The organism is Hymenobacter monticola (assembly GCF_022811645.1).
Taxonomy (GTDB): domain Bacteria; phylum Bacteroidota; class Bacteroidia; order Cytophagales; family Hymenobacteraceae; genus Hymenobacter; species Hymenobacter monticola.
Genome location: NZ_CP094534.1, coordinates 2,221,070 through 2,242,597 on the forward strand (window position 1 = coordinate 2,221,070; position 21,528 = coordinate 2,242,597).

The window sequence follows — 21,528 nt, forward strand, 5'->3', positions numbered from 1 at the left end:
TTGTCCTTTCGTATGACTGCTTTCTCTTCCGCATTTAGTTTGGCTGGCAAGCGCGCCCTCGTTACGGGTTGCGACCGGGGTATCGGGCAAGCCATTGCCCTCGGCCTGGCCGAGGCGGGCGCCGACATCATCGGCGTGTCCATCCACATGCCCAAGGGCGGCGAAACCGAGCTGGCCGTGCAGGCCCTGGGCCGCGAATACAAAGGCTACCAAGCCGACTTTGGCCAATTGGAAGAGTTGCAGGGCTTCATCAAGCAGGTACAGGCCGACTTTCCGGTCATCGACATCCTGTTCAACAACGCCGGCATCATCCGCCGCGCCCCGGCTGCCGAGCACTCCGACGAAGACTGGGACGCCGTGCTCAGCATCAACCTCGACGCGCCCTTCCGCCTGGCCCGCGCCATTGGCGGCCAGATGCTGCAAAACGGCTCCGGCAAAATCATCTTCACGGCTTCGCTGCTCACCTTCCAGGGCGGCATCAACGTGCCCAGCTACGCGGCCAGCAAGGGCGGCGTGGGCAGCCTGGTGAAGGCGCTGGCCAACGAATGGGCCGGCCGTGGCGTGAACGTGAACGCCATCGCGCCCGGCTATGTGGCCACCGACAACACCGCCGCCCTGCGCCAGGACGAGGAGCGCAGCGCCGCCATCCTCTCGCGCATCCCGGCCGGCCGCTGGGCCCTGCCCTCTGACTACGCCGGCCCGGCCGTGTTCCTGGCTTCGGCCGCTTCGGACTATGTGCACGGCACCATCCTCACCGTCGACGGCGGCTGGATGGGACGGTAATTGAAGTGTTGAGTTTTGAGGGTTGAATGTTGAATGAAAATTCAGCCACGACCCTAAGGAGGACAACCTCGAACAACTCAACATTCAACCCTCGAAACTCAACACTTAAAATTTAACACTCCCTTGACCCAGCGCTTTGCCATCGGCCCCCGCGAAACCGCCACGCTCAACACGAGCGGCATTCGGGAGCATTTCCTGATTGAAAACATCTTCACGCCCGGCGAAATCGAGCTGACTTACACGCACTACGACCGCATGGTTGTGGGCGGGGCCCAGCCCACCGGCGCGGCCCTGCAGCTGCCCTGCCCGGAGTCGCTGAAAGCCAACTTCTTTCTGGAGCGCCGCGAACTGGGCGTCCTGAACGTGGGCGGCGCGGGAACTATCACCGTGGATGGCACGGTCTACGAGCTGGGCAACCAGGACTGCCTGTACGTGGGCATGGGCAGCAAGGAAGTGGCTTTTGCTAGTGTGGACGCAGCTAATCCCGCCAAGTTTTACCTGCTGTCGGCGCCGGCGCACGCGGTGCACCCCACCACCCGCCGCACCCAGGCCGAGGCCACGCCCGTGGAAATGGGCGCCATGGAAACGGCCAACGAGCGCACCATCTACAAATACATCTACCAGGAAGGCATCCAGAGCTGCCAGTTGGTGATGGGTCTCACGCAGCTCAAGCCCGGCAATGTGTGGAATACCATGCCGAGCCACACCCACGACCGCCGCATGGAGGCCTACCTCTATTTTAACCTGCCCCAGGGCCAGCGCGTGCTGCACCTGCTGGGCGAGCCCACCGAAACGCGCCCCCTGTGGGTGAGCAACGAGCAGGCCATTCTCTCACCGCCGTGGTCCATCCACACGGGCTGCGGCTCCAGCAACTACGCCTTCATCTGGGGCATGGCCGGCGAAAACCGCGAGTACACCGACATGGACGCCGTGCCGCTCGACGCGCTGCGCTAACCCGATTTTAAAAACTCCCACCCAATTATATCACTCATGAAAAAACATTTTCTCCTGGTCTGGCTCCTGTTTTTCGGGAGCATGGGGCTGGCCCTGGCGCAGAGCCGCCAGGTGCAGGGCGTCGTCAAAGCCGCGGATGGCGAGACCCTGCCGGGCGTGACGGTGCTTGTTGAAGGCACCACCAACGGCGCCTCCACGGGCGTCAACGGTGAGTACACCATTACGCTGACTCCGGCCCAAGTGGCAGGCGCTAAGCTGCGCTTCAGCTTCGTGGGCTACGTGTCGAAGGAAGAAACCGTGGGCGACCGGTCAACCATCAACGTGACGCTGGCCTCGGACAGCAAGCAGCTGGAAGACGTGGTGGTGATTGGCTACCAGGAGGTGCAGCGCCGCGACGTAACCGGCTCGGTGTCGTCCGTCAGCGCCCAGCAGATTAAGGACATTCCGGTGAACTCGGCCGCGGAGGCGCTCACGGGCCGTTTGGCTGGCGTGCAGCTCACTTCCTCGGAGGGCTCGCCCGGCAATCCCGACGTGCAGGTGCGCGTGCGCGGCGGCGGCTCCATCACGCAGGACAACTCGCCGCTGTACGTGGTGGATGGCATCCAGATTGAAAACGCGCTGAGCGTGCTTGCGCCGCAGGACATTGCCTCGGTGGACGTGCTGAAGGACGCCTCGGCTACGGCCATCTACGGCGCGCGCGGCGCCAACGGCGTTATCATCATCACCACCAAAAAAGGGTCGGAGGGCCGTACGACTGTGAGCTACAACGGCTTTGCGGGCGTGCGCAAAATTGCCAAAACCCTGAGTGTGCTGGGGCCGGAAGACTTCCTGAACTACCAGTACGAGCGTTCGCGCCTGGTGGGCGCGACGGGCACTGGCTCGCTCTCAACCTTTAAGAGCCTGTACGGCAGCACCAACTTCAACAGTGACACCTTGCAGCGGGCCCGCACGGCGCCGTTTGTGAACTGGCAGGACGAGGTGTTTGGGCGCACCGCCTTCCAGCAGACGCACAACGTGTCGGTGGCCGGCGGGGCCAAAGGCACCACTTATTCGCTGAGCCTCACGCACAACGACGAGCAGGGCATTCAGCGCGGCTCGGACTACAGCCGCAACCTGGTCAACTTCCGCTTCGACACCAAGGTGAGCGACAAGTTCCGCATCGGCCTCAACACCCGCTTCAACGACCAGGGCACCCTGGGCGCCGGCACCGGCGCGGCACTGGGCACCTCCTCCACGGGCCAAACCGTGAACACCGGCTCCAGCACCACCTCTCGCCTGCGCAACTCGGTGCAGTACCAGCCGCTGCTGGTGCCCAAAATCAACGGCTTGGTGCCCGACGTTGACAGCTTCGACTCCGATTTTGCCGACAACTCCGGTGGCCTGGTCAACCCCCTGGTAACCATTGACAACGAGTACCGCAAAGACAAGCGCCGCACCATCAACATCGGCGCCAATGCTTCTTATGAAATCATCAAAGGCCTGACCTTCCGCACCACGGCCGGCTTCGACATCACCGACATCAACCTCGGCACGTTCAACGGGCGGTATTCGCCCACGCTGCGCTCGGCATCGGGCGGCTATTCCAACCTGCCGTTTGCCACCATCACGGCCACGAAGCAAACCACGCTCAACAACTCGAACGTGCTCGATTACAGCTTCAAGAAAGGTAATCATTCGGTCGGTATCCTGTTGGGCGAGGAAATCTACCAGCAGCGCGCCGAGCAGATGTATATCCAAACCAACTTCCTGCCGTTGGAAATCACGGCCGAGCGGGCGTTGGCCAACATCAACCAAGGCGTAATTCCGGCCGGCCAAACGGCGCAGCCCATCCTGCCGGGCACCAGCATTCCGGTCGACTTCCACCAATTGTCGGGCTTTGGTCGATTGACCTATTCCTACGCCGACAAATATTTGTTCACGGGTACCTTCCGCGCCGATGGTTCATCTAAGTTCCTCACGGGCAATCAGTGGGGATTCTTCCCCGGCGCTTCGGCGGCCTGGCGCATTTCGCAGGAAGAATTTTTTAAGGGCGTACCCGCTATTTCGGACCTGAAGCTGCGCCTGAGCTACGGAAAAGCGGGCAACAACCGCATCCGGGACTTCCTCTACAGCCAGTTGTTCCAGGCTGGCAGCGCCCCTTATGCCCTCAACCATACGCTGGTGCTGGGCTCCTCGGCAACCAGCCTGGCTAACCCTGACCTCATCTGGGAATCGACCACCACGCGTAACCTGGGCCTGGACGTGGCTTTGTTCGACAACCGCGTGCAATTCACGGCCGACGCTTACTACAACACGACCAGCGACCTGCTGCTCGACAAGCCGGTACCGGCGTTCATTGGCTACACTACGCAGCAGCAGAACGTGGGCTCCACCTCGAACCGCGGCCTGGAGCTGCAGCTGACCGGCACGGTGATTCGCAACGAAAACTTCACCTGGACGGCTACGGCCAACGCCTCGTTCAACCGCGGGCGCATTGAGAGCCTGGGCGGCGACCAGCAGGAAATTCTGGGCATCACCTCGGGCTGGGGCGGCACCGCTCTCACCCAAGATTACCTGGCCCGCGTGGGCCGGCCCGTGGGCGAGATGTACGGCTACGTGACCGACGGCTATCTCACCGCCGCCGAGTTCTCGGGCTACTCGGCCCCGGCCAGCAGCACCAGCAGCATTGCCAACACCTGGACGCCCCGCGCCGACGTGAAGTTTGTTGACAACCTGGGCCTCATCGGCGAAACGGCGTACCGTCCGGGTCTCATCAAGTTCAAAGACCTCAGCGGCCCCAACGGCGTGCCCGATGGCAAGATTGACGCTTTCGACCAAACGGTGATTGGCAACGCCAACCCCAAAATGGTGGGCGGCCTGAACCAGCAGTTCACCTTCAAAGGTTTTGACGCCAGCTTGTTCCTGAACTTCGTGCTGGGCAACGACGTGTACAACGCCAACAAGCTGGAGTTCACCACCAACACCCCCAACACGGTGAACAATAACCTGCTGGGCATCATGGGCGACCGTTACCGCATTGTCGAAGCCAACGGCGCGCCCATCACTTCGCTAGAGCGCCTGAACGAGGTAAACAAAAACGCCAACATCTGGACGCCCACCCGCGGCCTGGTGTTCCACTCCTGGGCCGTGGAGAACGGCTCGTTCCTGCGCATCAACAACCTGACCCTGGGCTACACCCTGCCCAAGGCCCTCACGAGCCGTGCCAAGATGCAGAGCCTGCGCTTCTACGTGACGGCCAACAACTTGTACACCTTCACGAAGTACACCGGCTACGACCCGGAAGTGAACACCCGCCGCGGCACCCCGCTCACGCCGGGTGTGGACTACGCGGCCTACCCCCGCAGCCGCGCCCTGCTCTTCGGCGTGAACCTGTCGCTTTAATTCCCACCCGTATTTCGACTTAGTATATGAAATCGTTTCACGCTATCGGCCGGGCAGTGCTGGCCGCTGCGGCACTGGCCGGGACCGCCGGGTTGGTGTCTTCTTGCAAAGACTACCTGGAAGTGGAGCCCGTTGCGCTCAACACCACCGAATACACCTTCAGCACCGTGAGCGGTGCCACGGCTGCCATCATCGGCGCCTACGACCCGCTGTCGGGTGACTACGGCTACGGCCAACGCGTGAGCCTGTACTTTCCGCTGGACTCGGACGAGCTGATTGGCTCAGCCGGCGCCCCGGCCGACCCGCGCCGCCAGATTGCCCGCTACGCCGTGCAGACCAACAACGACGACGTGGTGCGCTCTTGGAACCAGCTCTACCAGGGCGTGGAGCGCGCCAACATCTGCATCGACCAGATTCCGAAGATGGCGCTGTACACGAGCGGCACCGCTACCGACATTGCGGCTCTCAGGCGCCTGCACGGCGAAGCCCTCACCCTGCGCGCCCAGTACCTGTTTGAGCTGGTGCGCAACTGGGGCAACGTGCCCGTGCAATTCACGCCGGCCGTGTCGGGTCAGAATTTTAACCTGCCCAATTCCGACAGCAATACCACCCTTGAGCGCCTCGTGGCCGACCTGTTGCAGGCCCAGGACCTGCTGCCGTGGCGCTCGCAGGCCGGCCCCGCCAACGAGCGCATCACCAAAGGCGCGGCCAAAGCCCTGCGGGCGCGCATTGCGCTGTACCGCGGCGGCTACTCGTCGCAGAACGGCCAGATGGTGCGCGCCAACGACTACCTGAACTACTACCGCATTGCCCGCCAGGAGTGCGCCGACCTGATGACCGTGGACGCCCGGCGGGAGCACAACCTGAACCCCAGCTTCCTGGAAACCTTCAAAAGCATGAACGAGCTTCGGCCCGAAGCGGCTAATGAGCTCATCTTCCAAGTGGGTATGGCCACGGCTACGGGGGCATCGGGCAGCAAGCTGGGCTACTACAACGGCCCGCGCCTGCAAAACCAGTCGAGCATCTACGGCTCTTCGCAGGGTGGTGTCACCATTGTGCCGACGTATTTCTACGCCTTCGACTCGACCGATACGCGCCGCGACGTGACCATTACCACCTACGGCATGGCGACTTCCGGCACTGTGCAGATTGGCGTGGCCCTGACCTCCGCCGCCGACGGCAAGTGGCGCCGCGACTGGCACAACCCGCCCGTGACCGGCACGGTGAATTACCTGGACTACAACTGGCCCATCATCCGCTACGCCGACGTGCTGCTGATGTTTGCCGAAACCGAGAACGAACTCAACGGTCCCACCCAGCTGGCGCAAGATGCCCTGATGGAAGTGCGCTCCCGCGGCTTCGGCGGCAACCGGGCCCTGGCCACCGCCGCGCTGACGCGTGCCGGCTTCAGCCTGGGTTCCAAGGCCAGCTTCTTCGAGGCGCTGGTGAACGAGCGGTACCTGGAATTTGGCGGCGAGGGCATTCGCAAGTACGACCTGCTGCGCTGGAACCTGTTCGAAACCAAAATAAACGAAGCGAAGGCCAACATCGAAAAAATGGCCCTGGGCCAAGCGCCCTACGACAAAGTGCCGCTGTACCAGTTCTACCGCACGCCCACGGGCCCTTCGCTGGCCGTGCAGCCCGTGCAGTGGCTCCGCTCGTTTTACAAGCCTACGCCCACGGCGTTGCTGCCCACTACGCCTGCCACTCCGTTGCCGGCTGGCTACAACCTCGTGAACTGGCGCCAGAGCATCAACGCGGCCTACGTGGCCAACACCAAGCCGGCTGGCACGGTGTACACCCTGCCCGGCGCCACTACTCCGCAAACGAGCGTAGGCTCCGGCCTGGCGGCGCAGTACGTGCCCGGCCGCGGCAAGGAATTGCTGCCCATCCCGCAAGCCACTATCAACGCCGACCCGGCCCTGAAGCAAAACTTCGGCTACTAAGCAGCTAGGGCTCGGCCCAAGCCGAGCCCTGGTTATTCCCTTCTCTTACTGCATCCTCATGTTTCGTTCACTGCTCCTAACCGGTGCGCTGGCGGCTGTAGCGCTAGGCACTTCCTGCGCCCGGCAAACCCTGTCGGGTGAAGCCGCAAACACCATGGCCGCCAAACCGGGAGCGGCGGCTGCGGCCAGCACCGCCAGCCCGCAGGCTCCCCTGCAGGACAGCACCGCCGAGAAGATGCTGGTGTTTCAGCGTACCATCGGCGGCTGGCCCAAAGCCGTGGGCAATGAGAAGGTGGACTACAAACACCCCCTGACCGCTGCCGACCGCACCCGCACGCTGGCCGACAAGGGGCGCAACGACGCCACCATCGACAACAACGCCACCAGCCGCGAAATCCTTTACCTGGCCCAGGCCTACCAGAAAACCAACAACCCCACCTACCGCCAGGGCGCCGAAGCCGGAATCCGCTTCCTGCTGAAAATGCAGTACGCCAACGGAGGGTTCCCGCAGTACTACCCCGATTTCAGCAACTACCGCCACCAGATTACCTACAACGACAACGCCATGGTGCGCGTGCTGGAGCTGCTGCGCAGCGTGGCCCGGCAAAAGGCCCCGTTTGTGGGCCTCGCGGCCGACCTGCCGGCGCAAGCCCAAACGGCCGTCGAGAAAGGCACCGACTGCATCCTGAAAACGCAGTATGTGCGCCAGGGCGTGCCCACGGCCTGGTGCGCTCAGTACGACGAGAAGACCCTGCGGCCGGCCAAGGCGCGGGCCTTCGAGCTGGCCTCGCTGAGCGGGGATGAGTCGGTGGAGATTGTGCGGTTTCTGATGGGCATCGACAACCCTTCTGCGGAGGTGAAAAAGGCCATCGAAAGCGCCGTGGTCTGGTTCGAGAAAGTAAAAATCAGCGGCTACACGGTGAAAGAAATTGCGGCACCGCAGGAGAAATCGGGCCGCGACCGGGTGATGGTGCCCGAAGCCGGCGCCGCTGTCTGGGCCCGTTTCTATGAGCTTGATACCGACCGCCCCATCTACGTGGGCCGCGACAGCCAGGTGCACTACCAGCTCAGTGAAATCGAGAACGAGCGCCGCGCCGGCTATCTGTACCTGGGCACCTGGCCCGAAAAACTTCTCACCAAAGACTACCCCGCCTGGCAAAAGCGGGTGAGTACGGGAGGGAGGGGTTAACTCCACTTTATAGCTTCGTTTCGCAATCCTACTATTTCGTCGTAATGGACACTTTAAATCAAGAATTGGCCTTGTCCGCCCCCAGCGCCGCTGCTGCGGTGGCCTGGCCTACCCCGGCGCTCTTCGCTTTGCCCGAGAAGGTGCTGCAGTTTGGCACCGGCGTGCTGCTGCGCGGCCTGCCCGATTTTATGATTGACGAGGCCAACCGCCAAGGCGTGTTCAACGGCCGCGTGGTGGTGGTGAAAAGCACCGACGGCGGCGACGCCACCGCCTTCGAACGCCAGAATGGCCTTTACACCGTGTGCATTCGCGGCGTGGAAGACGGCCAGCCGGTGGAAGAAAACGTGGTGTGCAGCAGCATCAGCCGCGTGCTCTCGGCTAAAAGCCAATGGGCCGAAGTGCTCGAATTCGCCAAGAGCCCCGACCTGCAGGTAGTCATTTCGAACACCACCGAAGTGGGCATTCAGCTGGTAAACGAGGACATTCACCTCACGCCCCCTTCCTCATTCCCGGGCAAGCTGCTGGCCGTGCTCCACGCGCGCTTTGAAGCTTTCAAGGGCGACGTAAACCGCGGCCTGGTGATTGTGCCCACCGAGCTCATTCCCGACAACGGCCGCAAGCTCGAAGCCATTGTGCTGGAGCTGGCCCACCGCAACGACCTGGGCAGCGCCTTCATCGACTGGCTCGAATCGGCCAACTCATTTTGCAACACCCTCGTGGACCGCATCGTGCCGGGCAAGCCTGAGCCCGCGCTTTACGCGCAGCTGCAGGAAGAGCTTGGCTACCGCGACGAGCTGCTGACCATGAGCGAGGCCTACGCCTTGTGGGCCATCGAAGGCGACGAAAAGGTGCGCGAGGTGCTGTCCTTCCACTCCGTGGCCAAGGGCGTGGTTATCCGCCCCGACATCACGCTTTTCCGCGAGCTGAAGCTGCGCCTGCTGAACGGCACGCACACCCTCAGCTACGCGCTGGCCCATCTGGCAGGCTGCACCACGGTGCGCGAGGCCCTCGAAAACGAAGATTTGGCCCGCTTCATCCACAACCTGATGCTGGCCGACTTGCTGCCCGGCATCCCGTACCAGGTGGATGAGAAAGTGGGCCAGCGCTTCGGCATGCAGGTGCTCGACCGCTTCCGCAACCCCTTCCTGGAGCACCGCTGGCTGGCCATTGCCATGCAAGGCACCGCCAAGATGCAGATGCGCAACGTGCCCACGCTGCTGCACTACTACCAGACGCACAACGCCGTGCCGCATTACATGGCGCTGGGCTTTGCGGCCTACCTGCTGTTCATGCGCAACACGGCCACCGGCACCGGTACCGGCCAGGGCGAAGCCAACGGCGAGCCCTACAACATTCAGGACGACCGGGCCGGCTATTTTGCTGACCTGTGGGCCAAGCTTTCGCCCGAGGAGCTGACCGGCGCTGCCTTGCGCAACACCGCCCTCTGGGGCCACGACCTCACCCGCCTGCCGGGCTTCGCCGAGAAGGTGACCCAGTACATCCACCAGCTGCTGGAAGAAGGCCCGTCGGCCACGCTGGCTGCTTTTTTCACTAAAAAAACAGCTTTGGCCAGCTAGTTTAGGCCTTTTCTGTTTAGCTACTATGAAACACCAAGTTGCTCGCATTCACCCCGCCGATAACGTGCTTGTGGCCCTCGTCGACCTGCCCATCGGCACCGAAGTGCCCTGGGAAAACGGCTACGTCACCACCACCGAAGCCATTCCGGCCAAGCACAAGCTCGCGCCCCTGGGCCTGAGCGTGGGCCAGCCCGTGACGATGTACGGCGTGCTGGTGGGCAAAGCCAAGGCCGACATTCGGCCCGGCGGCCGCCTCACCACGGCCAACATGCAGCACGCCACCAACAGCTACGAGGAACAAGGCCACCAGCGCCCCGCCTGGCAAGCGCCCGACGTATCGAACTGGCAGAACCGCACCTTCATGGGCTACCACCGCGCCGACGGCCGCGTGGGCACCGCCAACTACTGGCTGGTGATTCCGCTGGTGTTCTGCGAGAACCGCAACATCCAGGTGCTGCAGGATGCGCTGATTACCGACCTCGGCTATGCCCGCCGCAAAAACTACCAGCCCGAAACCCGCAAGCTGCTGGAACTGATGCAAGCCGGCCGCTCGGTGGAGGAAATCCTGAGCGCCGACCTCGATGCCGGCGAAGACACGGCCCGCAGCCAGCGTCCCTTCCCCAACGTCGACGGCATCCGTTTTCTCTCGCACGAAGGCGGCTGCGGCGGCATCCGCCAGGACGCCCAGACGCTGTGCGGGCTGCTGGCCGGCTACATCACGCACCCCAACGTGGCTGGCGCCACCGTGCTCAGCCTCGGCTGCCAGAACGCGCAGGCCAGCATGCTGCAGGAGGAAATCGCCAAGCGCGACCCCAACTTCAACAAGCCGCTCTTCATCCTCGACCAGCAGAAGCTGGGTACCGAAGAGGCGCTTATCAGCGATGCCCTGCGCCAGACCTTCGCCGGCCTGATGCTGGCCAACCGCGCCCGTCGCGAGCCCGCCCCCCTCAAGGCCCTGAACATTGGCTTGGAATGCGGCGGCTCCGACGGCTTCTCCGGCATCTCGGCCAACCCGGCTCTGGGCCACGTTTCGGATATGCTCGTCGCCCTTGGCGGTTCGGTCATCCTGGCCGAATTCCCGGAGCTGTGCGGCGTTGAGCAGGAACTGGTGGACCGCAGCGTGGAGCCCGCCATTGCCGAGCGTTTCAGCAGCCTGATGAAGGCTTATGGCGACAGCGCCGTGGCCGTGGGCTCGGGCTTCGATATGAACCCCTCGCCCGGCAACATTCGCGACGGCTTGATTACGGACGCCATGAAATCGGCCGGCGCGGCCCGCAAAGGTGGCTCGTCGCCTGTGGTGGCCGTGCTCGACTACCCGGAGCCCGTGACCAAGCCCGGCCTGAACCTGCTCTGCACCCCCGGCAACGACGTGGAATCGACCACGGCCGAAGTAGGGTCGGGGGCTAATATTGTGCTCTTCACCACCGGCCTGGGCACGCCTACCGGCAACCCCATTGCCCCGGTTATCAAAATAGCCAGCAATACGGCCCTGGCGCGTCGCATGCCCGACATCATCGACGTGAACACCGGAACGGTGATTGACGGCGAAGAAACCATCGAGCAGGCCGGCGAGCGCATTCTCGACTACGTCATTCGCGTAGCCAGCGGCGAGGAAGAAATTGCCGCCGTGCGCCACGACCAAACCGACTTCATCCCGTGGAAGCGCGGGGTGAGCTTGTAAATACTTACCATCTGTCATCCTGAGCACAGCGAAGGACCTTATCGCGTCAGCTTCGGCTGAGTTACTGCAGGTCGTTTTGGCGTGATAAGGTCCTTCGCTGCGCTCAGGATGACAGCTGATTGCAAACTGCCTACGCAACCGTTTTCGCTAATAAATACTGCTCTGTGAAGAATACGGCCCCGGCGGCGGCCTACCTTCGGTGCTGGAAGCAGCCGCACTAACCGGGTCCCACCCCCATCCATCTTAGTTGCTCATGAAGCCTTTCCTCAACGACGATTTTCTGCTGCAAACGGCCACGGCCAGCACGCTCTACCACGAGTATGCCAAGCAGATGCCCATTATCGACTATCACAACCACCTCATTCCTGAGCAGATAGCCGAAGACAAGCAGTTCGAAAACATCACCCAAATCTGGCTCTACGGCGACCACTACAAGTGGCGCGCCATGCGGGCCAACGGCATTCCCGAGCGCTACATCACCGGCAACGCGTCGGACTGGGAGAAGTTTGAGAAATGGGCCGAAACCGTGCCCTATACCCTGCGCAACCCGCTTTACCACTGGACGCACCTGGAGCTGCGCCGCTACTTTGGCATTACCGAGCTGCTGAATAAGGACAGCGCCCGCCGCATCTACGACGAGTGCAACGCCAAGCTGCAAACCGCCGAGTACTCGGTGCAAAACCTGCTGAAAATGATGCAGGTGGAAACCCTCTGCACCACCGACGACCCAGCCGACGCGCTGGAGCACCACCAGGCGCTGGCCGCCTCGGGCTTCGCCGTCAACGTGCTGCCCACCTTCCGCGCCGACAAGGCGATGGCCCCGGAATCGGCCGCGGCCTACAACCAGTACCTCGACAAGCTGGCCGCTGCCGCCGAGCTGGAAATTCGCACCTTCGCTGACCTGGAAAAGGCCCTGCGCCGCCGCCACGACTTCTTTGCCAGTGTGGGCAGCCGCCTGTCGGACCACGGCCTGGAGCAGATTTACGCCGCCGACTACACAGAGGCCGAAATCGACGCCATCTTCTCAAAGGTGCGCGGCGGCGCCGAGCTGACGGCGGATGAGGTGCTGAAGTTCAAATCGGCAATGCTGGTGCTGCTGGCTGTGCTGGACTGGGAAAAGGGCTGGACGCAGCAGTACCACATCGGCGCGCTGCGCAACAACAACTCCCGCATGCTGCGTGAGCTGGGCCCCGACACGGGCTGGGACAGCATTGGTGACTTCTCGCAGGGCCGCGCCCTTTCCGCCTTCCTCGACCGCCTCGACGGGCAGGACAAGTTGGCCAAAACCATTATCTACAACCTGAACCCGGCCGACAACGAGCTGATTGCCACAATGATTGGCAACTTCAACGATGGCTCGGTGGTGGGCAAGATTCAGTTCGGCTCCGGCTGGTGGTTCCTCGACCAGAAGGACGGCATGGAAAAGCAAATCAACGCCCTGAGCAACATGGGCTTGCTGTCGCGCTTCGTGGGCATGCTCACCGACTCGCGCAGCTTCCTCTCGTATCCGCGCCACGAGTATTTCCGCCGCGTGCTCTGCAACCTGCTCGGCAACGACGTGGAAAACGGCGAGCTGCCGGCCGATATGGATTTGCTCGGCACGATGGTGCAGAACATTTGCTACGGCAACGCCAAGCAGTATTTCGGTTTCGGCAAAGTGGCCGAAACGGCGGCCGTAACGGCGTAAAATACCGCCTGTCATCCGGAGCGCAGCGAAGGACCTTCTCACGTTTGCATTGGTCGAATCACTGCAAGCTGTTCAGTCGTGAGAAGGTCCTTCGCTGCGCTCCGGATGACAGATGAATACCAAAACCCTAAGACCCCAAGTCCCCAATAGATGAAGCAAGTTGTCACGTTTGGCGAAATCATGATGCGGCTATCGCCGCCGCTGAATTACCGGTTCGCGCAAGCCCAAAGCCTGGAAATTACCTACGGCGGCGGCGACGCCAACGTGGGCGCCTCGCTGGCTGGCCTGGGCGTGCCCGCCGCCCACGTCACCTGCTTCCCTAACAACGACTTGGGCCGCGCCGCCGCCCAGCAGTTCCGCGCCCTGGGTGTGAATATGGATGCTACCGTATACCAGGGCGACCGCCTCGGGCTGTATTTCTTGGAAGTAGGGGCGGGGATGCGCCCCAGCAAAGTGGTGTACGACCGCGCCAACTCGGCCTTTGCGAACCTTGACCCAGCTGCCTTTAACTGGGATGAAATTCTGAAGAATGCCGGCTGGCTGCACTGGACGGGCATCACGCCCGCCATCTCGGCCAGTACGGCCGAGGCCACGCGCCAGGCCATTGCCGCCGCGCGCCGTTTGGGCATCACCGTGTCGGCCGACGTGAACTACCGCCGCAACCTATGGCAGTACGGCCAGACGGCCCAGTCGGTGATGAGCGAGCTGGTGGAAGGCTGCGACATTGTGGTGTGCTCCGAGAATGACGCGGAGGACTTGTTTGGCATCGTGCCTGAGCCGGGAACGGACAATAAATTCGTGTCGGTGGCGCGTCAGGTGATGGCGCGGTTTCCGCAAATCAAGCAGGTCATCACCACCCGCCGCAAGACGCACAGCGCCTCGCACAATGGGTTGAAAGGCATTTACTACGACGGCAAGCAGTTTCTGGAAACCGTCACCTACGACATCAACCCCATTGTGGACCGCATTGGCGGGGGCGACGCCTTCATGGCTGGCTTCATCTACGGCTCGCTGAACTACGACAACCCGCAGCAGGCGCTTACCTTCGGGGTGGCCGCTTCGGCCCTGAAGCACACCGTACACGGCGACATCAACCTCGTGACGGTGGCCGAAGTGGAAGAAATCATGAAAGGCAACACCAGCGGCCGCCTGCTTCGCTAACTAACTGAAAACATGCCCCGACACTCCGCCGAAGAAACCCTCGCCACGCTGCTCCGCTACCCGGTGGTGCCCGTGTTCTACCACGCCGATTTGGCTTACACGCAGCGCATTCTCCAGGCTTGCTACACTGGCGGCATTCGCGTGTTTGAGTTTGTGAACCGGGGCGAGCAGGCGCTGGAGGTGTTCACGCAGCTGCAGTCCTTCGTGGCCGAGCAGTGCCCCGACATGATTCTGGGCATCGGCACCATTTACAAGGCCGAGGACGCAGCCAAGTTCATTGCCGCCGGGGCCGAGTTTGTGGTGCAGCCCTGTGCCACCGCCGAGGTGGCCGACGTGTGCCGCAGCCGCAACATTCCGTGGCTGCCCGGCGCCATGACGCCCACCGAGATTTACCACGCCAGCCAGTTTGGCGCGGCCGTGGTGAAGATTTTCCCTGGCAACGTGGTGGGCCCCGACTATGTGAAAGCCCTGCGCGGCCCCATGCCCCACATCAAGCTAATGGTGACGGGCGGCGTGGAGCCCACCCGCGAAAGCCTCAGCGCCTGGTTTGGCGCCGGGGTGAATGCTGTGGGCATGGGCTCACAGCTCTTCAAAAATGCCGACGACACCGCTGCCCTCACCGCCAGCATCACGGAGCTGATGCAGACGGTTGACACCCTGAAAAAATAGTGCCCAACGGCGCGCCCTGCGCGCCGTTGGGTTGATTACCGAGTAGTGCCCTGGTTTCAAATTCCCGAACTCGATATATGGCTTATTCCGCCCAAGCGCCGCCCACTTCCCCGCTGGCCACTGCCAACGCCGCCGTCGGCAAATACCGCTGGACCATCTGCGGGCTGGTGTTTTTCGCCACCACGATTAACTACCTCGACCGGGCGGTTATCTCGCTGCTGAAGCCCTACCTGGAAAAGGCCTTCAACTGGAATTCCGGCGACTACGCCAACATCGAAATTGCCTTTAAGCTGGCTTACGCAGCGGGCATGGTAGGCGTTGGTCGGGTGATTGACCGGCTGGGCACTAAGCTAGGCTACGCACTGTCAACCACGCTGTGGAGCATTGCCGCCATGGGCCACGCCGTGGTGAGCAGCACCTTTGGCTTCGGGGTGGCCCGGGCGTTCCTAGGCGTGACGGAGGCCGGCAACTTCCCGGCCGCTATCAAGACGGTGGCCGAGTGGTTTCCGCAGCGCGAGCGGGCGCTGGCCACGGGCATCTTCAACTCGGGCGCCAACGTGGGCGCCATTGTGGCGCCGCTGTCAGTGCCGCTCATTGCCGAGCAAATGGGCTGGCAATGGGCTTTCATCATCACCGGCGCACTGGGCTTTTTGTGGCTGGTAGCATGGCAGCTGATGTACACGCCACCGGCCGAGAACAAGCGGCTGAGCAAGGCCGAATTCGACTACATCAATGCCGACATTCCCGTTGGCCTGCCGGCTGAAGGCGTGACGGAAGAAAAGCCCAAGGCCTCGTGGGGCACGCTGCTGGGCTTCCGCCAAACCTGGGCCTTCGTGGTGGGCAAGTTCCTGACGGACCCCATCTGGTGGTTCTACCTGTTCTGGTTGCCCGATTTCCTGGGCAAGCAGTACGGCCTGAAAGGCACCGACATTGCGCTGCCGGTGGCGGCTGTGTACGTGCTGTCGAGCATTGGCAGCGTGGGCGGCGGCTACCTGCCGCTGAGCTTCATGAAGCGGGGCATGCCCGCGTTCCAGGCCCGCAAACGCGCCATGCTGCTCATTGCCTGCTGCGTGTTCCCCATCGTGTTTGCGCAGTGGCTGGGCGGCATGAATATGTGGCTGGCCGTGCTGGTAATTGGCATTGCCGCAGCGGCCCACCAGGCCTGGAGTGCCAACATCTTCACCACCGTGTCGGACATGTTCCCGAAGCGGGCCGTGGGCTCGGTCACCGGCATTGGCGGCATGGCTGGTGGCCTGGGCGGCATTGCCCTCACAGCGCTGGTGCAAAAGCGCATGTTCGTGCACTTCGAGAGCATCGGCCAGATTGACAAGGCCTACTACATCATGTTTTTCATCTGCGGCGCAGCTTACCTGCTGGCCTGGGTGCTGATGTTCTCGCTGGTGCCGCGCATGGAGCCCATCAAGCTCGACGAATAGTAACTTTTTAAACGGCGCGGCTTCCTTGGGAGCCGCGCCGTTTGGATTTCTTCACAGGTATACTTCGATATGAAAATGCGGCCTTTGCTGCTGGCGTTGTTGCTGGCCTTGCCTGTCCTGACGTTCGCTCAGTCTTCTAACCCGAGAAGCATTGCAATTGTCAAAACAATTGAAGCGCTGGAGCGCCAGCGCTTCGAGGCGCAGGTGAAAAAAGACTACGCTTTTCTGGAAAAGGCTTTTGCCGACGACCTGGTGTACACCCATGGCAGCGGCGTGCAAAACACCAAAACGGAATACATCCAGAGTATAAAGGATGGCAAAAGCCAGTACGGCAAAATCGAAATCGACGCCCTGAATGTGCGGCCCTACAACGACGGCCAGACGGCCGTGGTGAACGGCACCATCCGCATCACCTCGCCGCCCCAAGCCGACGGCAGCACCAGCGTAGCCCGCATCAAGTACGTGGTGGTGCAAATCAAAGACAAGAAGAAAGGCTGGCAGGTAGTGCTGTGGCAGGCTCAGAAGCAAGCCAGCTAGAATCAATAAACGGTTAACAGTGAGCAGTTAACAATCGACCCTATTACCCAAAAGCAACCTGTTAACTGCTCACTGTTAACTGCCAATTGACCTCCATGTCCCAAGCCAACGAAAACACCCTGGCCACGCCCGTCGGCACCACCCTCGAGCGCTACATCAAGCGCAAAGAAGCCGAGTTTGCCTACGCCACCGGCGAGCTGAGCCAACTGCTGCGCGATATTGCCCTGGCCGGCAAAATTGTGAACCGCGAAGTGAATCGGGCAGGCCTCTCGCGCATAACCGGCAGCATGGGCGAGAAAAATGTGCAGGGCGAGCACCAACAAAAGCTCGATGTGGAAGCCAACATCCGCTTCATCCGGGCCCTCACCAACGGGGGCGAGGCCTGCGCCATCTTGTCGGAGGAAGATGAGCACATCATCGAAACCGGTAACACCAACGGCAAGTACGTGGTGGCCATCGACCCGCTCGACGGCTCGTCGAACATCGACGTGAACGTGAGCATCGGTACCATTTTCAGTATCTACCGCCGCGTGTCGCGCATCGGTGGGCCGGCCCGCAAGGAAGACTTTTTGCAGGGCGGCCGGGCGCAGGTGGCGGCGGGCTACATCCTGTACGGCTCCAGCACCATGCTCGTGTACACCACCGGGCACGGCGTGGCGGGCTTCACCTACGAAAACTCGCTGGGCGAATTCTTCCTCTCGCACCCCGACATCAAGATTCCGCGCCAGGGCCCGGTGTTCAGCTGCAATGAGGGCAACTGGTTCGACTACCCCGAGTTCGTGCGCACTTTCCTGATGAAATGCAAGGAGCGCCGCCTCACCGCGCGCTACGTGGGCTCGCTGGTAGCCGATTATCACCGCAACCTGTTCACGGGCGGCATCTACCTCTACCCACCCACTACGGCCAAGCCGGAGGGCAAGCTGCGCCTTCTCTACGAAGGCTACCCGCTGGCCTTCCTCATCGAGCAGGCTGGCGGCATGGCCGTGACCGGCGCCGACGTAGTGCTTGACGTGCACCCGAACGCCGACCTGCACCAACGCGCCCCCCTGTTCGTGGGCTCGGCCGATTTGGTGGAGGAGCTGCAAGCCGTGGCGGCGCAGTAAGTCCATGCGGAGGCACGGAAAGTACCTTCTATGCCTGTTGGCGGCCCTGAGCGCGGCCTTCAGCGCCCGTGCTCAGCAGCCCACGGCCAACGTGCTGGATTGGAAAGCGCCGGCCACGCTCAGCACCTATTTGATACAGCAGATGCACGCGCAGTACGCTCCCCGTGCCGCCGAACTGGAGCGCGCCGCGCAATCGGCGGCCGGTGCCGTGGTCTACCGCGACAGCGTGCGGGCGCGTTTCCGGCAGGTGCTCGGGCCACTGCCGACGCGCACGCCGCTGCGAGCCCAGGTGACGGGCAAGCTGGCTCGCGAGGGCTTTCGCATCGAAAAAGTCATCTACGAGAGCACGCCCAACCACCACGTCACGGCCAATCTGTACGTGCCGGCGGGCAAGGGCCGCAAGCCGGGCGTGCTGCTGTTCTGCGGGCACGAGCAGGAATCGAAGGCGACGGTTTCGTATCAAAAAACAGCTATTCTGCTGGCGCAGCACGGCTTCGTGGTGTTCGTCATCGACCCCATTTCGCAGGGTGAACGCCTGCAGCTGACCGATGCCGCTGGCAAGCCGCTCACCCGCGGCGGTACTACCGAGCACACGTTGCTTAATGCCGGTGCTGCCCTAGTGGGCACCACCACACCCGCCGAGCAGTATTGGGACAACAAGCGCGGGCTGGACTACCTGCTGACCCGAGCTGAAGTGGATACGTCGCGCCTGGGCTGCCTGGGCAACTCCGGCGGCGCCACCCAAACGGCTTACTTCATGGCCCTGGAGCCGCGCATGAAGGCGGCGGCGCTGTGTAGCTACGTGGCCGCCGGCGAGCACAACTTGGAGATAACCGGTCCGGCCGACGGCTGCGTGATGCTGCCCGGCGCCGGCCGCGCCCGGCTCGACCTCGCCGACTGGCCCATCATGTTTGCGCCCAAGCCGCTGCTTATTCTGGCCGGCCGCTACGATTTCGTGGACTACACCCAGATTCAGGCGGCTACCACCGAAACCCGCGGCATCTACGCCGCATTGGGTAAGGCCGAGCAGGTCGATTTGTTTACCTACGACGACGGCCACGGCATTTCGCAGCCCAAGCGTGAGGCGGCGGTGGCTTGGTTTCGGCGGTGGCTGTACGGCGATTCGAACCCGGTTCACGAAAGCAGCTTGACTGCTTCAACTGAAAAAGAATTGCGCTGCACCAGCACGGGCCAGGTCAACACCGCTTTCAAGAAAGAGGAAACATTGGCGTCGCAGCATGTGGCTGCCGCCCAAAATCTGGCAAAGCAGCGGGGCGCGGCGCCGGGTGCGGAATGGCTCAAACGGGTGGCCGCGGCAACCGCGGACGACGACGCGGCTTCGCCTAAACGCATGTCCATTTCGGTGGTTGATATCATGGAACGGGACGGCATTGCCTGGCAAAAGGTGATTTTGCGGGCCGAGAACGAGCCGCCGCTGCCGCTGCTGCTGGCGCTGCCTGCCGGCTCTGAGCCCAGCAAAGTGTTGCTTTGGCTGCCCGATGCGGGCAAAGCCGCCGCGCTCGATAGCGCGCGGCGGCTGCAAGCCTACCTCCGGCAGGGCACGGCTGTGGTGCTGGCCGACCTGCGTGGCCTGGGCGAAACCACCGACCCCGCCGCCTTCAACGACCCGAAGTACTACAACCGCGAGTACCGTAACGCCATGCTGGCCCTGCACACGGGCCGGCCCCTGCTGGCCCAGCGTATGAATGACATCGCCCAACTGCGCATGTTCGTGCGCAACACCGAGCACCTCGACGCAGCCCCGCTCGAAATCCGGGCCAGTGGCCGGGCGGCGCTGCCGGCCCTGCTCACGGCCGTGCTTGTCCCCGCCATCACAAAAGTCACCGTCGAGCAACTGCTCCCGTCATTTCAGCAGCTGTTGGAACAGCCGGCCACCAAAGATGCTTACTCCCAGGTGCTGCCCGGCGTGTTGCGCTACTGGGACGTGCCGGAGGTGCGGCAGGCGCTGGGCGCGCGGTTGCTCTTAAAGTAAGTAGTTGGAAGAAAGGAAAACCTACCCGCTACTGCATTAACGCAAAGCCCCGGCGGGGCGGCTTCGGTCTACGAACACCGCCCCGCCGGGGCTTCTGATTACACTCGAAAAGGTTTAGCTGGCAGCGGGAGCCTCTAGCAATTCGTTCTGCCACAGCAGCTGCTCGGCCCGAATAGGGTAGGGGGCATCGTGGCGGATGGTCTGAAACACGGCCTCGAACAAGCCCAGGTAATTGCCGGGCGCGGCCGGGTCGGGCGTGGTGCTCAGCGCGCCATCGGGGCCGGCTAGGGTGAGGCGGGCTTCGTCGCCGGGCTTTTCGCAACCGTACTGCGGAGCCGTGGGCGGCGTGCCAACGAGTAGCTGGGGTTCCTGCGGGTCGGTGCGGTGTTTTTGGTAGCTGCCGTGGGCTCCGTGTAGCACGTAGGCGGGCACGGGGTCGGCGATGAGCAGGCCGGAGGTCAGCCACACGTTCAGGCCCTGCGGGTAGCGCAGGTGCAGCGAGAAATAGTCGTCGACCTGGGTGCCTTCGCGGTAACGGCCCACGGTTTTGTGGTAGCTCAAAGGGCGGCCAAACAGGCTGATGGCCTGGTCGATGAGGTGCGGTCCCAGGTCGTAGAGCAAGCCGCTGCCGGGCAGCACTTCTTCCTTGAATTTCTTGGGGTTGAGGGTTGGCTTATAGCGGTCGAAGCGGAAATGCACTTCGATGAGTTGGCCCAGCTGGCCGCTTTCCACCACGCGGCGCACGGCGCCGAAGTCGGTGTCCCAACGACGGTTGTGGTAGGCCAGCAAGTGACGGCCCGCCTGCTTAGCCAGCGCCAGCAGTTCCTGCAGCTGCGCTACCGAGGTGGCCACAGGCTTTTCGAGCAGCACGTGCTTGCCGGCGCGCAGGGCTTGGCTGGCCAACTCGAAGTGGGTGTTGCTGGGCGTGTTCACCACCACCAGCTCAATGCTGGGCTCGGCCAGCAGCTCGGCCACGCTGGCGTAGCTGCGGATGCCGGGGTAGTCGCGGTGCATGCGCTGCTCGGTGCGCTCGGCCACGGCAAACAGCTCAAACCCGGGATGGGCGGCCACGAAGGGCGCCTGAAATAGCTTGCCCGACATGCCGTAGGCCAGCAGGGCGGTGCGAATGGGGGCAGTGGTCATGCCTCAAAGTAACGCAGGGACGCGGCAAACCGGAGCGGCGCTCCTGGCCTGGCCATGGCGCCCCGGGCAGATACAGTAGGGTGGGGGAGGCGCCGAAAAATGAACATTCGCAAGAATCATGGAATGGATACTATTTAGAAAATTGTTGATAATCAACAGGTATTATGAGCCATTGTAAACATTGGCTGGATTGCTTTTTTGATTGTGCCTAACTTGTACCGGGTTTTTAGCGCAAGGCTGGGCACTATCCTTCGTGCCAAGCGTTTGCGTTAAAAAAAGCAGCCCGTC

General features: G+C 62.5%; 15 protein-coding genes. 14 read left to right on the top strand and 1 reads right to left on the bottom strand.

The window, feature by feature from the left end; translation table 11 throughout:
• The first annotated feature begins 12 nt into the window (after window positions 1-12).
• From MTP16_RS09245 to MTP16_RS09310, 14 genes are all read left to right on the top strand, one after another.
• Window positions 13-783 carry an SDR family oxidoreductase gene (locus MTP16_RS09245; protein WP_243518680.1) on the top strand — a complete coding sequence of 257 codons (771 nt, stop codon included), beginning with the start codon at window positions 13-15 and terminating at the stop codon, window positions 781-783.
• A gap of 123 nt (window positions 784-906) precedes the next feature.
• Window positions 907-1,737, top strand: coding sequence for a 5-dehydro-4-deoxy-D-glucuronate isomerase (kduI, locus tag MTP16_RS09250; protein ID WP_243518682.1), 831 nt, complete (start codon window positions 907-909; stop codon window positions 1,735-1,737).
• Between the two features lie 36 nt (window positions 1,738-1,773).
• Entirely contained in the window at window positions 1,774-5,118 is a 3,345-nt protein-coding gene (locus tag MTP16_RS09255) for a SusC/RagA family TonB-linked outer membrane protein (protein ID WP_243518684.1), read from the top strand.
• Window positions 5,119-5,144: 26 nt separating this feature from the next.
• Entirely contained in the window at window positions 5,145-7,064 is a 1,920-nt protein-coding gene (locus MTP16_RS09260) for a RagB/SusD family nutrient uptake outer membrane protein (protein ID WP_243518698.1), read from the top strand.
• A gap of 58 nt (window positions 7,065-7,122) precedes the next feature.
• On the top strand, window positions 7,123-8,253 hold the full coding sequence (gene pelA, locus MTP16_RS09265) for a pectate lyase (protein WP_243518710.1): 1,131 nt from the start codon (window positions 7,123-7,125) through the stop codon (window positions 8,251-8,253).
• Between the two features lie 44 nt (window positions 8,254-8,297).
• On the top strand, window positions 8,298-9,830 hold the full coding sequence (locus MTP16_RS09270) for a tagaturonate reductase (protein ID WP_243518712.1): 1,533 nt from the start codon (window positions 8,298-8,300) through the stop codon (window positions 9,828-9,830).
• A 25-nt stretch (window positions 9,831-9,855) separates the two neighbouring features.
• The gene (locus MTP16_RS09275; protein ID WP_243518714.1) at window positions 9,856-11,511 is read left to right on the top strand and encodes a UxaA family hydrolase; all 1,656 of its coding nucleotides are present in this window, start codon (window positions 9,856-9,858) and stop codon (window positions 11,509-11,511) included.
• A gap of 253 nt (window positions 11,512-11,764) precedes the next feature.
• On the top strand, window positions 11,765-13,198 hold the full coding sequence (gene uxaC, locus MTP16_RS09280) for a glucuronate isomerase (RefSeq protein WP_243518716.1): 1,434 nt from the start codon (window positions 11,765-11,767) through the stop codon (window positions 13,196-13,198).
• 150 nt (window positions 13,199-13,348) lie between these two features.
• Window positions 13,349-14,359: a sugar kinase gene (locus tag MTP16_RS09285; protein ID WP_243518718.1), complete on the top strand. Its 1,011-nt coding sequence runs from the start codon at window positions 13,349-13,351 to the stop codon at window positions 14,357-14,359.
• Window positions 14,360-14,371: 12 nt separating this feature from the next.
• Window positions 14,372-15,028 carry a beta/alpha barrel domain-containing protein gene (locus MTP16_RS09290; RefSeq protein WP_243518720.1) on the top strand — a complete coding sequence of 219 codons (657 nt, stop codon included), beginning with the start codon at window positions 14,372-14,374 and terminating at the stop codon, window positions 15,026-15,028.
• 77 nt (window positions 15,029-15,105) lie between these two features.
• Complete coding sequence (locus MTP16_RS09295; RefSeq protein ID WP_243518722.1) at window positions 15,106-16,464, top strand: MFS transporter; 1,359 nt, start codon at window positions 15,106-15,108, stop codon at window positions 16,462-16,464.
• Between the two features lie 69 nt (window positions 16,465-16,533).
• Window positions 16,534-17,001 carry a nuclear transport factor 2 family protein gene (locus MTP16_RS09300; protein WP_243518724.1) on the top strand — a complete coding sequence of 156 codons (468 nt, stop codon included), beginning with the start codon at window positions 16,534-16,536 and terminating at the stop codon, window positions 16,999-17,001.
• A gap of 95 nt (window positions 17,002-17,096) precedes the next feature.
• Window positions 17,097-18,104, top strand: a complete 1,008-nt coding sequence (gene fbp, locus MTP16_RS09305) for a class 1 fructose-bisphosphatase (RefSeq protein WP_243518729.1) — start codon at window positions 17,097-17,099, stop codon at window positions 18,102-18,104.
• A 4-nt stretch (window positions 18,105-18,108) separates the two neighbouring features.
• Window positions 18,109-20,097 (top strand): alpha/beta hydrolase family protein, encoded by a 1,989-nt coding sequence (locus MTP16_RS09310; RefSeq protein ID WP_243518732.1) that lies wholly within the window; start codon window positions 18,109-18,111, stop codon window positions 20,095-20,097.
• A 114-nt stretch (window positions 20,098-20,211) separates the two neighbouring features.
• Here MTP16_RS09310 and MTP16_RS09315 read toward each other — a convergent pair whose 3' ends face one another.
• Window positions 20,212-21,240: a Gfo/Idh/MocA family oxidoreductase gene (locus MTP16_RS09315; protein WP_243518743.1), complete on the bottom strand. Its 1,029-nt coding sequence runs from the start codon at window positions 21,238-21,240 to the stop codon at window positions 20,212-20,214.
• Window positions 21,241-21,528 lie beyond the last annotated feature (288 nt).